The sequence below is a fragment of the Caballeronia sp. LZ029 genome, assembly GCF_031451275.1.
Classification (GTDB): domain Bacteria; phylum Pseudomonadota; class Gammaproteobacteria; order Burkholderiales; family Burkholderiaceae; genus Caballeronia; species Caballeronia jiangsuensis.
Window position 1 is genome coordinate 1,348,909 of record NZ_JARUXO010000001.1, and the last position, 13,521, is coordinate 1,362,429.

Here is a 13,521-nt window from a genome sequence, read left to right on the forward strand (position 1 = left end):
AAAAATCGCGTAGGGGAAATCCAGCGGGCTAGTGTAATCCATTGCACCAAGGCGATGCCTGGCGTGCAACCGCGTGCGGCGAGCGCGTGTCAAACCTGTGCGACGGGCGCCGAACCGGTTCCGGCCGAAAGTGCCAGAGGCTTGTCCGTCGGCGTGTTCGGAGTTCTGGCACGGTGCGAGCTAGCATGTTCGCGTCGGTAAGCGTTTTCCAGCGTTGTCACCCAAAGGGCGACGCACGATGATGAAGCAACGCCGCGGGTAAATGTTGGCCAGGGAGGTCATGATGGAAAGCTACCGAAAAATCCTGCTCTGCTATGACGGCTCCAGAGAAGGTCGCAAGGCATTGCGGCAAGGCGCGAATCTCGCGCTGGATCTGAATGCCGAAACGCACGTCCTCGCGGTGGTGGACATGCGCTCGAGCATCGCGCAGAGCGCCGGACTGCTAACCGATATGGCCTGCGGACGCTTCGAAGAGGCCGCGCGCGACATTCTGCAGGAAGGTGTCGAATGGCTGCGCGAACGCGGTCTTCAGGCGCAGGGACACTTCGCGTTCGGGCATCCGATCGACGAGATCGCCGCGCTTGCCGAAAGCCTTCAGGTCGATCTCGTCGTGGTCGGGCATCGCTGCCGCAACGGTCTCGCGCGCTGGTGGATGGGCGCGGGCAACACGCCCTTGCTCGACCGCGTGAAGTGCAGCATTCTCGTGGCCGTGTGTCAGGCGGGTGAATCGGCGGAGGCGGAAGACGAAGCGGCCTACGCGGCCAAGCCTGTCAAGGCCGAAGCCGGCGCCTGAAAGCCGGCGCCTGATCGTCAGCCGTTGAGATCGACCGCGACGAGCTTCCATGACACGAGGCCGTAGCGGTGAAAGATCGCCGAGTAACGCGCATCGCCGGCGCCGTGCTGATACGTGACGACGAACGTGTTCAGGCTTCGATAACCGGCGGTGGTCTGCGGCGGTTCCTTGGGCGCCTGCTGCGCGGCCGTGACGCCCGAGGCCGGCGCGTTCGACGGCGTTGCCGGTGAACCGTTTCCGGCCTGCGGCGGTTGCTCGCCCGGATCGCCGCGCGGCGGAATGCCGTTGAGAATCGCCGCGACGCCGTCCGGTGTCGCATATGAATCGACGAGAGGACCGACGAGCGCCGCGCCGATCATCGCCCCGATGATTGCGAGCGGATTGCCGCTCTTTTGAATATCGACGCGGCGCGTGAGCAGCGCGCCGACCTGTTCCTTGAGGCTCGCGCGCAGCGCGGGAAAATCCACGTACTGGTTGACGGTCTGCGCGTCGCGCGCATCGGCCGCGCGTTTCACTCGATTCAGCGCGATATAAGGTGACGCGTAAATAAAAGCGAGCGCCGCGACGAGAATCAGGACGACGAACGCGGTAGCGACAGAGCGGGTAGTGCGGGACATGCGACGACGAAGCCTCTTTGCAAAACGTGAATCCGGGATTGACCACGCCGGCGCGCGATAAATCCCGTGAATTCACGTTCCGCCCCGATTCAAGCGAGGATGCCGCCGGCGAGCCCCGCGTCTTCCTCCGCGATGCACCGGTCGATCATGCGCGACACTTCGTCGATCTTGCCCACCAGAATCACGCGCGATTGCCCGCGATACACGCGCACCGGCGCGCGCTGTTCCGGCTCCGCGTGCACCGTGCTGCTCAACGACACGCGTGCGAAAGCAGGCTGGCGGGACGGCAGCGCGGGCATGTCGTCGAAGAGGTCGGGGGCGGTTTCGGCGTGCGGCGTGCCGCATGCGATCAGCGTGCGCAGATGGCGCAGGCGGCCAAATTGACGGAAGGGCAGCAGACGGGCAAAACGTTCCATGATGACTCTCCAGACGATAGGACGCACCGCGGCGCACCGCGCACGGCGGCCGTCATGCTTGTTGTGTTTGAGCCGCCTCGACTGAGCGTTAAAGCGGTTGGTGAGGCTATCTTGCGATGTCAATGGGACATTTCTTGTCCCATTCTTATCTCTTTCTGAACGTGAGCGAACGATTTGCCCGCGGTTTTCGCCTCCCGCCCTTGCCGGGCGGAGACTTCAGAACTCGCCAGAACGAATCAGGCCAACCGCGATGCCTTCCAGCGCGAAATCGCCGCTGCCGGAGCGCACGAAAATGTTCTCGTAGTCCGGATTCTCGGCGATCAGCTCGACCCCGTCCGGACGGCGTTTCCAGCGTTTGACCGTGACGTCGTCGCCCAGACGCGCGACGACGATCTGCCCGTCCTTCGCCTCGGTGCGCTTCTGCACGGCGAGCAGGTCGCCGTCGAGAATGCCGGCGTCGCGCATCGACAGGCCGCGCACTTTCAGCAGATAGTCCGGCTTGCTGGAGAAGAGCGCGGGATCGCAAGCGTAATGCTGCGAGATGTGTTCCTGCGCGAGGATCGGGCTACCTGCCGCGACGCGCCCGACGAGCGGCAGCGACAGTTGCATGATGCTCTGATGCGGCAGCGTGAACTGATGCGGCAGTTCTTCCGAGCGATCGATGCGCGAGGCGTCGCCGAGCAGCCGGATGCCGCGCGACGAGCCCGCCGCCAGTTCGATCACGCCCTTGCGCGCCAGCGCCCGCAAGTGCTCCTCGGCCGAATTCGCCGAGCTGAAGCCGAGTTCCGCCGCGATCTCGGCGCGCGTCGGCGGAAAGCCCGTGCGGTCGATCGCGCGCTGGATCAGTTCGAAGACCTGCTGCTGGCGCGCGGTAAGTTTTGATGTCTTGGTCACAGGCTCTGGCCCCTGGGTGCACTGTATGGATGGACAGTTAGCTGTATTTTTATACAGTATTTTGCGCTTTTCAAGCTTTACTTTAAGTTCGCCCGCCCGCCGCAGCCGAGGAGGCGGTTCGCCGCCGCCGTCGCTTCTTCCGTCCAGGAATATGCTTCTTAGCAGTTTTACGTATAAAAAAGTGAATAACGATTATTTCTAATCATATAGACGCCTCGATAGACTGATTCCGTCAATTCGATAAGACGGAGAACGGGGAATGCAAAGCATCAAACTGGGATTGGGCAAAGGCGCGCGGCGCGTGCTTGCGGCGGCGGCGCTGACGGCGGCGGGCGTCGGGCTGGCTGCGTCGGCGTTCGCGCAAACGTCGTTTCTGAACGTCTCCTACGACCCGACCCGCGAGCTGTATCAGGACTTCAATCAGGCGTTCGCGAAGAAGTGGAAGGCCGACACGGGCGAAACGGTCACCTTCAAGCAGTCGCACGGCGGCTCGGGCGGACAGGCGCGCGCGGTGCTCGACGGTCTGCAGGCCGATGTCGTGACGCTCGCGCTCGCCTACGACATCGATGCGCTCGCGTCCAAAGGACTCGTCAACGCGGACTGGCAGAAGCGTCTGCCGGACAACGCGTCGCCGTACACATCGACGATCGTGTTTCTCGTGCGCAAGGGCAATCCGAAGCACATCAAGGACTGGGACGATCTGGCCAAGCCCGGCGTGTCGATCGTCACGCCGAATCCGAAGACTTCGGGGGGCGCGCGCTGGAACTATCTCGCGGCGTGGGCGTATGCGCAGCACAAGCCGGGCGGCAACGACCAGACCGCCAAGGACTTCGTGACGAAGCTCTACAAGAACGCCGGCGTGCTCGATTCCGGCGCGCGCGGCGCCACGACGAGCTTTGTGCAGCGCGGCCAGGGCGATGTGCTGATCGCATGGGAGAACGAGGCGTTCCTCTCGGTGAAAGAGTTCGGCACGGACAAGTTCGAGATCGTGGTGCCGTCGGTGAGCATTCTCGCGGAGCCGCCGGTCGCGGTGGTCGACAAGGTCGTTGACAAGCACGGTACGCGCAAGCTCGCCGATGCCTATCTCAAGTATCTGTACAGCGACGAAGGACAGCAGATCGCTGCGCGCAATTTTTATCGGCCGCGTTCGGACAAGGTGCCTGCTGAACTCACGAAGCAGTTTCCGAAGCTGAAGCTCTACACCATTGACGATACGTTCGGCGGCTGGACGAAAGCGCAGAAGACGCATTTCGCGGACGGCGGCGTGTTCGATTCGATCTATCAACCGCAGTAAGCGAAAGAGCGGGCGACGCGGCGCGTCAATGACGCCGCGCGCCCCGAAGCAGCGACGCGCCCAACCCCGGCGCAAGACAAGGATCAATCAAGGATGACGACCCTCACATTCAAGAAGCCGAGCGCGCTTCCCGGGTTCGGCCTGACGCTCGGCATCACGGTGGCGTACTTAAGCCTCGTGGTGCTGATTCCGCTTGCCGCCACCTTCGCGAAGACCGCGACGCTCGACTGGGCGCAGTTCCTGCGCGCGGTTACGTCGCCGCGCGTGCTCGCGTCTTATCGGCTCACGTTCAGCGCGGCGCTCGGCGGCGCGCTCATCAACGCGGTGTTCGGCTTTCTCGTCGCGTGGGTGCTCGTGCGCTACACGTTTCCGTTCAAGCGCATCGTCGATGCGATCGTCGATTTGCCGTTCGCGCTGCCGACCTCCGTCGCGGGCATCTCGCTCGCCGCGGTCTATGCCGGCAACGGCTGGATCGGGCAATATCTCGCGCCGTTCGGCATCAAGGTGGCGTTCACGCCGCTCGGCGTGCTCGTCGCGCTGACGTTCATCGGCTTGCCGTTCGTCGTGCGCACGGTGCAGCCGGTGCTCGAAGAGTTCGAGCGCGAGCAGGAAGAGGCCGCCGCGTGCCTCGGCGCGACGCGCTGGCTCACGTTCCGCCGCGTCGTGCTGCCTTCGGTGTTTCCCGCGCTCCTGACCGGTTTCGCGCTCGCGTTTGCGCGCGCGCTCGGCGAGTACGGCTCGGTGATTTTCATCGCGGGCAATGTGCCGATGAAATCCGAGATCACATCGCTGCTCATCATCACGAAGCTGGAACAGTACGACTACGCCGGCGCGACCGCGCTTGCCGTCGTGATGCTGTGCGTGTCGTTCCTGATGCTGCTCCTCATCAACACGCTGCAATGGTTTCTCCAGCGGCGCACGAGCAAGACGGGTGCGGCGCCTGCCGTCGCCGCCGGGCCTTCGCTGCATGTCGGACATCCGGGCGGAGGTCAGGCATGAGCACGCCCGATAGCAAAGCGCTTCCGGTGCACGCCGCCGCACGCGTGCGCGCGAGCAGCCTCAATCCCGTCACCGAACCGCGCGCCGTGCGCTGGCTGCTGACGGGCATCGCGCTCGTGTTTCTCGCGCTCTTTCTCGTCGTGCCGCTCGTCGCGGTGTTCGTGCAGGCGTTCGCGAAGGGCATCGACTATTACTTCGAGTCGCTGAAGGATCCCGATGCGTGGTCCGCGATCAAGCTCACGCTGATCACCGCGGCGATCGCCGTGCCGCTGAACGTCGTGTTCGGGCTGGCCGCTTCGTGGGCGATCGCGAAGTTCGACTTTCGCGGCAAGGCGCTCCTGACCACGCTCATCGATCTGCCGTTTTCGGTTTCGCCGGTGATCTCCGGTCTCATCTACGTGCTGATTTTCGGCGCGCAAGGCTGGTTCGGTCCGTGGCTCGCCGCGCACGACGTGCAGATCATCTTCGCCGTGCCGGGCATCGTGCTCGCGACGATCTTCGTGACGTTTCCGTTCGTCGCGCGCGAGCTGATTCCGCTGATGCAGGCGCAGGGAAACGACGAAGAGGAAGCGGCGCACGTGCTCGGCGCATCGGGCTGGCAGATCTTCAGGCGCGTGACGCTGCCCAACGTGAAGTGGGGCCTGCTCTACGGCGTGATTCTCTGCAACGCGCGCGCGATGGGCGAGTTCGGCGCGGTATCGGTGGTGTCGGGGCATATTCGCGGCCAGACCGACACGATGCCGCTGCACGTCGAAATTCTCTACAACGAATACAACTTCTCGGCCGCGTTCGCGGTGGCGTCGCTGCTTGCGCTGCTCGCGCTCGTGACGCTCGCGCTCAAGCTCCTCGCGGAGCGGCGCATGTCGCAAGCCATCGGCGAAACCCGGACACCCGCACAGAATTGAAGAGGCCGACAACATCATGAGCATCAACGTTCGCAATCTGCAAAAACGCTTCGGCGATTTCACCGCGCTCGACAACGTCACGCTCGATTTTCCGGCGGGCGAACTGGTCGCGCTGCTCGGGCCTTCGGGCTGCGGCAAGACCACGCTTTTGCGCGTCATCGCGGGCCTCGAATTCGCCGATGCGGGACAAGTCGTGCTGCATGGCGAGGACGTCGCGGCAGTCGGCGCGCGCGAGCGGCAGGTCGGCTTCGTGTTCCAGCATTACGCGCTCTTCAGGCACATGACGGTGTTCGAGAACGTCGCGTTCGGCCTGCGTGTGAAGCCGCGCCGCGAGCGTCCGAGCGAAGCCGTGATCCGCGAGAAGGTGCATGAACTGCTGAAACTCGTGCAGCTCGACTGGCTCGCGGAGCGTTTCCCGTCCGAACTGTCGGGCGGACAGCGGCAGCGCATCGCGCTCGCTCGCGCGCTCGCCGTCGAGCCGAAAGTGCTGCTGCTCGACGAGCCGTTCGGCGCGCTCGACGCCAAGGTGCGCAAGGAACTGCGTAGCTGGCTGCGCCGCCTGCACGACGATCTGCATATCTCGACGCTCTTCGTCACGCATGACCAGGAAGAGGCGCTCGAAGTGGCGGACCGTATCGTCGTGATGAATCATGGCCGCGTGGAGCAGGTGGGCAGTCCGCAAGACGTGTACGATCATCCGCAGACGTCGTTCGTGTACGAGTTTCTCGGCGCGGCGAACCGGCTGCAGGGCAATGTCGATGCCGGCGGCTTTGTCGTCGATGGCGCCGCGAGCCCGATCGCCGCAGAGGCGCATTTCAGGGGCCGGGCGCTCGCGTATGTGCGTCCGCACGATCTCGCGCTCTATCCCGCCGATGGCACGCATCGCGATGGCATCGTGGTCGGCGTGCGGCGCGTCGTGACGCTCGGCGGTTCGGTGCGTGTCGAGCTCGAGGGCAGCGCGGGCGGCGTGATCGAGGCGGAACTGGATCGCGAGGCATGGCGCGCGCTCAGGCTCGATGTCGGCGACGGCGTGACGGCCGTGCCGCGCGCGCTGCGCGTCTTTCCGGCGCCGTCGCCGGCGCAGTGAGATAACAACATAAAAGGATCGCGGAGAGGTTTCACATGAATTTCCAGCAATTGCGCTTCGTGCGCGAGGCCGTGCGTCAGAACATGAATCTGACGGAGGTCGCCAACGTGCTCTATACGTCGCAGTCGGGCGTGTCGAAACAGATCAAGGATCTGGAGGACGAGCTCGGCGTCGATATCTTCATTCGCCGCGGCAAGCGTCTCACGGGTCTCACCGAGCCGGGCAAGGAGGTGCATCAGCTGATCGAGCGGATGCTGCTCGACGCCGAGAACCTGCGACGCGTGGCGCGCCAGTTCGCGGATCAGGACAACGGCCATCTCGTCGTCGCGACGACTCACACGCAGGCGCGTTACGCGTTGCCGAAGGTCATCCGCCAGTTCACCGAGGTGTTCCCGAAGGTGCATCTCGCGCTGCGCCAGGGCAGCCCGCAGCAGATCGCGCAGATGATCATCAATGGCGAGGCGGATATCGGCATCTCGACCGAGGCGCTCGACCGTTATCCGGATATCGTCACGTTTCCGTGCTATTCGTGGCACCACACGGTCGTCGTGCCGAAGGGTCATCCGCTCGTCGGCCGCGAGAACATCACGCTCGAGCAGATCGCCGAGTATCCGATCGTCACTTACGACCAGGACTTCACCGGACGTTCGCACGTCGACCAGGCGTTCGCGAGCGCGGGCGCGATTCCCGATATCGTGCTGACCGCGATCGATGCCGACGTCATCAAGACGTATGTCGAGCTCGGCATGGGCATCGGCATCGTCGCGGCGATGGCGTACGACGCGAAGCGGGACACCGAGCTCGTCGCGCTCGATACGCAGCATCTGTTCGAGGCCAGCACGACGCGCGTCGGCCTGAGAAAGGGCGCGTTTTTGCGGGCGTATGCGTATCGATTGATCGAGATGTTCGCGCCGCAACTCGAAGAAGCGCAGATCGCGGCCCAGCTTCGCGAAACGGCGTAATCCTCATGCCGGCTGATTTACAATCGCCGGCATGAATACTTCCTCTCTCCCTCGCATCGCCGTGCTGGCTACGGGCGGCACCATCGCCGGGTCCGCCGGCGACGCATCGAAGACGGCGGGCTACAAGGCGGGCGTCGTCGGCGTCGACAAGTTGCTCGATGCCGTGCCGGCGCTCGGTTCAGTGGCGCGCATTCACGCCGAGCAGATCGCGAGCATCGACAGCAAGGACATGAGCGCCGCGCTGTGGACGACGCTCTCATCGCGCATCGACGAACTGCTCGCGCAGGACGATATCGATGGCGTGGTCGTCACGCATGGCACCGATACGCTCGAAGAAACGGCGTATCTGCTGCATCTCACGGTGAAGAGCACGAAGCCCGTTGTGCTGACGGCGGCGATGCGCCCATCGACTGCGCTGTCCGCCGATGGCCCGCTCAATCTGCTGAACGCGGTGACGGTCGCGGCGTCGAAGGACGCGGCGGGCAAGGGCGTGCTCGTCGCGGTCAATAACCAGATTCATAGCGCACGCGATGTCACCAAGACGAGCACTTACGCCGTCGATGCGTTTCGCTCGCCTGAGACCGGCGTGCTCGGTTTTGTGCAGGACGGGCGCGTCGAGTTTCAGCGTATGGTCGTGCGACCGCATACCGTCGCGAGCGAGTTTTCCGTGACCGGTCAGTGGCCGATGGTCGAGATCGTCGCGAGTTACGCGGATGCATCGCGGGTGATGGTCGATGCGCTCGTCGCGGCGGGGGTGCGGGGGATCGTTGTTGCCGGGACCGGTAATGGCTCGATGCATGCGACGCTTACGCAGGGGCTTGCCGATGCCGTTTCGCACGGCGTCGCGGTCGTGCGGGCGTCGCGCGTGGGGGCGGGGCATGTGATGCGCAACGGCGCCGCGAATGATGACGCCATCGGGAGCGTCAGTGCGGGGACGCTTAACCCCTATAAGGCGCGGGTTTTGTTGCTGCTTGCTCTTGCTTCGGGAGTTGATGACTTGCAGCGCGTTTTTGATGTTTATTAGGGGGTTTTTTGTTTTGGTTCGGCTTCTATGGATGGCCTGTTTTCGTGGTGGTCTATTTGCACTGCCCCTCCCCGGGGCGGGGGTCACTTTCTTTGCTGCTGCAAAGAAAGTAACCAAAGAAAGCAGCTTCTCTTCGCCCGCGGTCACACGCACGTTGGCCATGCTTGCCAGCCGCCCGTGGCACTCGCCTAAGTGTCGCCCTCGAAGGAACAATCGGGCTTGGCTCGCGCACGGTCTGACGCCCGAGACGATTCAGCGCGCTGGTTCAGCACGAAATGGCATCGGCACAGCGCTACGCGCTGCCGTTGGGTATGCGAGGGAAACCATCGAAGAAGAAGCACACGCACACCCGATTGACCCATCGGCCGCGTAGCGGGCCGGAGCTATTTGGTGCTGAACCAGTTTGGTGTGTGGTGCGATGGGTCAGACCGTGCGCGAGCCAAGCCCTTGTCTGCTTGTGGGGGCACTCGCTACAGGCGGGCCATTAGGCCAATCGCCTGTGCCGCGGCCGGTGTGAAGTGCTTAGGCTGGGGATAGCTGTTTCTTTGGTTACTTTCTTTGCAGCAGCAAAGAAAGTGACTGCCGCCCCGCATAGGGGCAGTGCTAATAGACCGACACGATCACAGGCAATCCATAGAAAACCAAAAAACAATCCGACGCGGACACCCGACGATAAACCGTCTGACCGACCAAGGCTTACCCGGCGCATCACCGGGTGCCGCTTCTCGGACCCCACTTTGTCGCCCTCAGCCCAGAGCGACGTTTGTCCCGCGTGCCCATACGCGGGACGCCCCACGGTTCAGGCGCCGCTTACGCGGCCTTGGCTTGCGCCGGCTCTTCAGCCACCTGGAAGTTCGACATGATTTCGAGCGCACGCACGAGCGCCGAGTGATCCCACGCCTTGCCGCCGTTCGCGGCGCACACGCTGAACAATTGCTGCGCGCTGGCGGTATGGGGCAGGGCGAGGCCCATCTTGCGCGCGCCGTCGAGCGCGAGGTTCAAATCCTTTTGATGCAGCTCGATCCGGAAGCCCGGATTGAACGTGCGCTTCGTCATGCGCTCGCCATGCACTTCGAGGATGCGCGACGATGCGAAGCCGCCCATCAATGCACGACGCACACGCTCCGGATCCGCGCCCGAACGCGCCGCGAACAGCAGCGCTTCCGCGACCGCCTCGATGTTCAGCGCGACGATGATCTGGTTCGCGACCTTGCAGGTCTGACCCGCGCCGTTGTCGCCGATGAGCGAGATGTTCTTGCCCATCAGTTCGAACAAAGGCTTCGCGATCTCGAACGACTTCTCCGGGCCGCCGACCATGATCGTGAGCGTCGCTTCGCGTGCGCCGACTTCGCCGCCGGACACCGGCGCGTCGAGATAGTCGCAGCCGAGCGCGTTGATCTTCTTCGCAAACTCCTGCGTCTCCAGCGGGGCGATCGAGCTCATGTCGATCACGAGCTTGCCCTTCGTCAGACCCTTCGCGACGCCGTCATCGGCGAACAGCACATTGGCGACATCGGGCGTGTCAGGCACCATCGTGATGACGATCTCGCTTTCCTGCGCGACCGCCGAGGAATCCGCGACGACTTGCGTTTGCGCGCGGATATCGTCCGGCACCGGAAACTTGCCGTTCACGACGAGCTTGTGGCCGCCCTTGATGAGATTGCGCGCCATGTGCGCGCCCATGATGCCGAGGCCGATGAAACCGATCGTTGCCATACTTCGAGCTCCTCCTGTGTGTCTGGTTTAAGCGGTTGCGCCTTGCTTCACGCCGCCGATCGATTGAAGCCAGCCGAGGCCCGCTTCGGTGCCGTCGAGCGGCTTGTACTCGCAGCCGATCCAGCCTTGATAGCCGATCTCGTCGAGCAGACCGAACAGATACGCGTAGTTGATTTCGCCCGTGCCCGGCTCGTTGCGGCCAGGGTTGTCGGCGAGCTGGATATGCGCGATCTGCGGCAGGTTCTTCCGGATCGTCGCGGCGAGTTCGCCTTCCATGCGCTGCATGTGATAGATGTCGTACTGAAGGAACAGATTGTCCGAGCCGACCGCGCGGATCACATCCAGTCCTTCTTTCGAACGGTTCAGCGCGAAACCGGGAATGTCGTACGAATTGCACGGCTCCACCAGCAGCCTGATGCCTTCCTTCTTCAGCGCTTCCGCGGCAAAACGCAGATTCTCGATGATCGTCGTGCGCGCCTGTTCCGCCGATACGCCCGCCGTCGGAATGCCGACGAGGCAGTTCAGTTGCGGCACGTTCAGCGCCTTCGCGTATTCGATCGCGCGCGGCACGCCTTCGCGGAACTCAGCGACGCGATCCGGCAGGCAGGCGATGCCGCGCTCGCCCGCTTCCCAGTTGCCCGCGGGCAGGTTGTGCAGCACGATCCGCAGGTCGTTGTCCTTCAGGCGCTTCTGGATATCGCTGATCGAGAACGCGTAAGGGAACAGGAACTCGACCGCTTTGAAACCCGCGTTCGCGGCCGCGGCAAAGCGGTCGAGGAACGGGACTTCGTTGAACAGCATGGTCAAATTCGCGGCAAATTTCGGCATTGTTCTTTCCTGATGGTCGGTCAGTGAATGTTCGCCGCGCATTCGCTCGATCGAACGCGCGGCGGCGAAGCTTCAGTCGAGCGGCGTGACGGCGGTCGGCGCATCGGCCTTGCTTTCGGCGAGCTCTTCGAACTCGTTGATTGCGTCGATCTCGGTGCCCATCGCGATGTTGGTCACGCGCTCGAGGATCATCTCGACCACGACCGGCACCTGATGTTCGGCGGCCAGCGCCTGCGCCCGCTTCAGCGCCGGTGCAATCTCTTCCGGCTTGTGCACGCGCAGCGCCTTGCAGCCGAGGCCTTCGGCGACCGCCACGTGGTCCACGCCATAGCCTTCGAGTTCAGGCGCGTTGATGTTGTCGAACGCGAGCTGCACGCAGTAGTCCATGTCGAAGCCGCGCTGCGCCTGACGGATCAGGCCGAGATACGAGTTGTTCACGACCACGTGCACGTACGGCAGCTTGAATTGCGCGCCCACGGCGAGCTCTTCGATCATGAACTGGAAGTCGTAGTCGCCCGAGAGCGCGACGATCTTGCGTTGCGGGTCAGCCGCACGCACGCCGAGCGCGGCGGGAATCGTCCAGCCGAGCGGGCCGGCCTGGCCGCAGTTGATCCAGTTGCGCGCCTTGAACACGTGCAGGAACTGCGCGCCAGCGATCTGCGACAGACCGATCGTCGTGACGAAACAGGTGTCGCGGTCGAACGCGAGGTTCATCTCTTCGTAGACGCGCTGCGGCTTCATCGGCACGTTGTCGAAGTGCGTCTTGCGCAGCATCGTGCGCTTGCGCTGCTGGCAGTCCGCGACCCACGCGCCACGATCCTTCAGCTTGCCGGCGGCCTTCCATTCCTTCGCCACTTCCACGAACAGTTCGAGCGCGGCCTTCGCATCCGACACGATGCCGAGGTCCGGGCCGAACACGCGGCCGATCTGCGTCGGCTCGATATCGACGTGCACGAACTTACGGCCCTTCGTGTACACCTCGACGCTGCCGGTATGGCGATTCGCCCAGCGGTTGCCGATGCCGAGCACGAAGTCGGAGGCGAGCATCGTTGCATTGCCGTAGCGATGCGACGTCTGAAGGCCGACCATGCCTGCCATCAGCGGATGATCGTCGGGGATCGCGCCCCAGGACATGAGCGTCGGAATGACGGGCACGCCGAGCGTTTCCGCGAACTGCACGAGCAGATCTTCCGCCGCCGCGTTCAACACGCCGCCGCCCGAGACGATCAACGGCTTTTCGGCGTCGTTCAACATCGTCAGCGCCTTTTCGATCTGCGCGCGCGTCGCTTTCGGCTTGTAGACCGGCAGCGGCTCGTACGTGTCGATGTCGAATTCGATCTCGGCGAGCTGCACGTCGATCGGCAAGTCGACCAGCACCGGACCCGGACGGCCCGAGCGCATCAGATGGAATGCCTGCTGGAACACGCGCGGCACGAGCGCCGGCTCGCGCACGGTGACGGCCCACTTCGTGACCGGCTTGGCGATCGATTCGATATCGACGGCCTGGAAGTCTTCCTTGTAGAGACGAGCGCGCGGCGCCTGGCCGGTGATCGCGAGAATCGGAATCGAATCCGCCTGGGCCGAATAGAGGCCGGTGATCATGTCCGTGCCCGCCGGACCCGACGTGCCGATGCAAACGCCGATGTTGCCGGGCGCGGCGCGGGTATAACCTTCGGCCATGTGCGATGCGCCCTCGACGTGGCGCGCGAGCACGTGGCTGATGCCGCCCGACTTCTTCATCGCCGAGTAGAACGGGTTGATCGCTGCGCCCGGCACGCCGAACGCGGTATCGATTCCTTCTTTTTCCAGCACGAGGACGGCTGCGTCGACGGCTCTCATCTTGGGCATGGTTGTCTCCTTCCTGGGGGTCTCTATCCGAAATGGCTGTCTGCATTCAAGCAGGGTTCCGTTGCACTTTAAGTCTGTGAAAAAGGTTTGATAAGATCAGCCGCAGTCGCTTTTTCCCAAACAAAAAGTATCGAATGC

Annotated in this window: 13 protein-coding genes; 7 read left to right on the forward strand and 6 right to left on the reverse strand. The window is 63.6% G+C overall.

The window, feature by feature from the left end:
• The first annotated feature begins 283 nt into the window (after positions 1–283).
• On the forward strand, positions 284–793 hold the full coding sequence (locus QCE73_RS06465; RefSeq protein WP_035498786.1) for a universal stress protein: 510 nt from the start codon (positions 284–286) through the stop codon (positions 791–793).
• 17 nt (positions 794–810) lie between these two features.
• Here the strand turns inward: QCE73_RS06465 and QCE73_RS06470 are convergent, their stop codons facing one another.
• From QCE73_RS06470 to lexA, 3 genes are all read right to left on the reverse strand, one after another.
• Positions 811–1,410 (reverse strand): DUF2939 domain-containing protein, encoded by a 600-nt coding sequence (locus tag QCE73_RS06470; protein ID WP_309880300.1) that lies wholly within the window; start codon positions 1,408–1,410, stop codon positions 811–813.
• Positions 1,411–1,499: 89 nt separating this feature from the next.
• Complete coding sequence (locus QCE73_RS06475; protein ID WP_035498782.1) at positions 1,500–1,826, reverse strand: hypothetical protein; 327 nt, start codon at positions 1,824–1,826, stop codon at positions 1,500–1,502.
• A gap of 216 nt (positions 1,827–2,042) precedes the next feature.
• Positions 2,043–2,720, reverse strand: coding sequence for a transcriptional repressor LexA (gene lexA / locus QCE73_RS06480; protein WP_035498780.1), 678 nt, complete (start codon positions 2,718–2,720; stop codon positions 2,043–2,045).
• Positions 2,721–2,979: 259 nt separating this feature from the next.
• Between lexA and QCE73_RS06485 the strand changes: the two genes are divergently transcribed.
• From QCE73_RS06485 to QCE73_RS06510, 6 genes are all read left to right on the forward strand, one after another.
• Positions 2,980–4,014, forward strand: coding sequence for a sulfate ABC transporter substrate-binding protein (locus tag QCE73_RS06485; RefSeq protein WP_187604831.1), 1,035 nt, complete (start codon positions 2,980–2,982; stop codon positions 4,012–4,014).
• 93 nt (positions 4,015–4,107) lie between these two features.
• Positions 4,108–5,013 (forward strand): sulfate ABC transporter permease subunit CysT, encoded by a 906-nt coding sequence (cysT, locus tag QCE73_RS06490; RefSeq protein ID WP_309880301.1) that lies wholly within the window; start codon positions 4,108–4,110, stop codon positions 5,011–5,013.
• Positions 5,010–5,918 (forward strand): sulfate ABC transporter permease subunit CysW, encoded by a 909-nt coding sequence (gene cysW, locus QCE73_RS06495; RefSeq protein ID WP_035498775.1) that lies wholly within the window; start codon positions 5,010–5,012, stop codon positions 5,916–5,918. The genes cysT and cysW overlap by 4 nt, the downstream gene beginning before the upstream one ends.
• Before the next feature lie 16 nt (positions 5,919–5,934).
• A complete protein-coding gene (locus QCE73_RS06500; RefSeq protein ID WP_309880302.1) occupies positions 5,935–7,005 on the forward strand; it encodes a sulfate ABC transporter ATP-binding protein in 1,071 nt (356 codons plus the stop codon).
• 35 nt (positions 7,006–7,040) lie between these two features.
• Positions 7,041–7,967 carry a CysB family HTH-type transcriptional regulator gene (locus QCE73_RS06505; RefSeq protein WP_035498772.1) on the forward strand — a complete coding sequence of 309 codons (927 nt, stop codon included), beginning with the start codon at positions 7,041–7,043 and terminating at the stop codon, positions 7,965–7,967.
• A 31-nt stretch (positions 7,968–7,998) separates the two neighbouring features.
• Entirely contained in the window at positions 7,999–8,991 is a 993-nt protein-coding gene (locus QCE73_RS06510) for an asparaginase (RefSeq protein WP_309880304.1), read from the forward strand.
• Positions 8,992–9,801: 810 nt separating this feature from the next.
• Here QCE73_RS06510 and QCE73_RS06515 read toward each other — a convergent pair.
• From QCE73_RS06515 to gcl, 3 genes are all read right to left on the reverse strand, one after another.
• Positions 9,802–10,707, reverse strand: a complete 906-nt coding sequence (locus tag QCE73_RS06515; protein WP_309880306.1) for a 2-hydroxy-3-oxopropionate reductase — start codon at positions 10,705–10,707, stop codon at positions 9,802–9,804.
• Positions 10,708–10,734: 27 nt separating this feature from the next.
• Positions 10,735–11,535, reverse strand: coding sequence for a hydroxypyruvate isomerase (gene hyi / locus QCE73_RS06520; RefSeq protein ID WP_035498943.1), 801 nt, complete (start codon positions 11,533–11,535; stop codon positions 10,735–10,737).
• Between the two features lie 72 nt (positions 11,536–11,607).
• Positions 11,608–13,383 carry a glyoxylate carboligase gene (gene gcl / locus QCE73_RS06525; protein WP_309880307.1) on the reverse strand — a complete coding sequence of 592 codons (1,776 nt, stop codon included), beginning with the start codon at positions 13,381–13,383 and terminating at the stop codon, positions 11,608–11,610.
• Positions 13,384–13,521 lie beyond the last annotated feature (138 nt).

What these genes read in the sequence shown, in the direction of transcription:
- QCE73_RS06465 (WP_035498786.1), top strand. Translation starts at nt 284, where the DNA reads ATGGAAAGCTACCGAAAAATCCTGCTCTGCTATGACGGCTCCAGAGAA.
- QCE73_RS06470 (WP_309880300.1), bottom strand. Translation starts at nt 1,410, where the DNA reads ATGTCCCGCACTACCCGCTCTGTCGCTACCGCGTTCGTCGTCCTGATT.
- QCE73_RS06475 (WP_035498782.1), bottom strand. Translation starts at nt 1,826, where the DNA reads ATGGAACGTTTTGCCCGTCTGCTGCCCTTCCGTCAATTTGGCCGCCTG.
- QCE73_RS06485 (WP_187604831.1), top strand. Translation starts at nt 2,980, where the DNA reads ATGCAAAGCATCAAACTGGGATTGGGCAAAGGCGCGCGGCGCGTGCTT.
- cysT (WP_309880301.1), top strand. Translation starts at nt 4,108, where the DNA reads ATGACGACCCTCACATTCAAGAAGCCGAGCGCGCTTCCCGGGTTCGGC.
- cysW (WP_035498775.1), top strand. Translation starts at nt 5,010, where the DNA reads ATGAGCACGCCCGATAGCAAAGCGCTTCCGGTGCACGCCGCCGCACGC.
- QCE73_RS06500 (WP_309880302.1), top strand. Translation starts at nt 5,935, where the DNA reads ATGAGCATCAACGTTCGCAATCTGCAAAAACGCTTCGGCGATTTCACC.
- QCE73_RS06505 (WP_035498772.1), top strand. Translation starts at nt 7,041, where the DNA reads ATGAATTTCCAGCAATTGCGCTTCGTGCGCGAGGCCGTGCGTCAGAAC.
- QCE73_RS06510 (WP_309880304.1), top strand. Translation starts at nt 7,999, where the DNA reads ATGAATACTTCCTCTCTCCCTCGCATCGCCGTGCTGGCTACGGGCGGC.
- QCE73_RS06515 (WP_309880306.1), bottom strand. Translation starts at nt 10,707, where the DNA reads ATGGCAACGATCGGTTTCATCGGCCTCGGCATCATGGGCGCGCACATG.
- hyi (WP_035498943.1), bottom strand. Translation starts at nt 11,535, where the DNA reads ATGCCGAAATTTGCCGCGAATTTGACCATGCTGTTCAACGAAGTCCCG.
- gcl (WP_309880307.1), bottom strand. Translation starts at nt 13,383, where the DNA reads ATGCCCAAGATGAGAGCCGTCGACGCAGCCGTCCTCGTGCTGGAAAAA.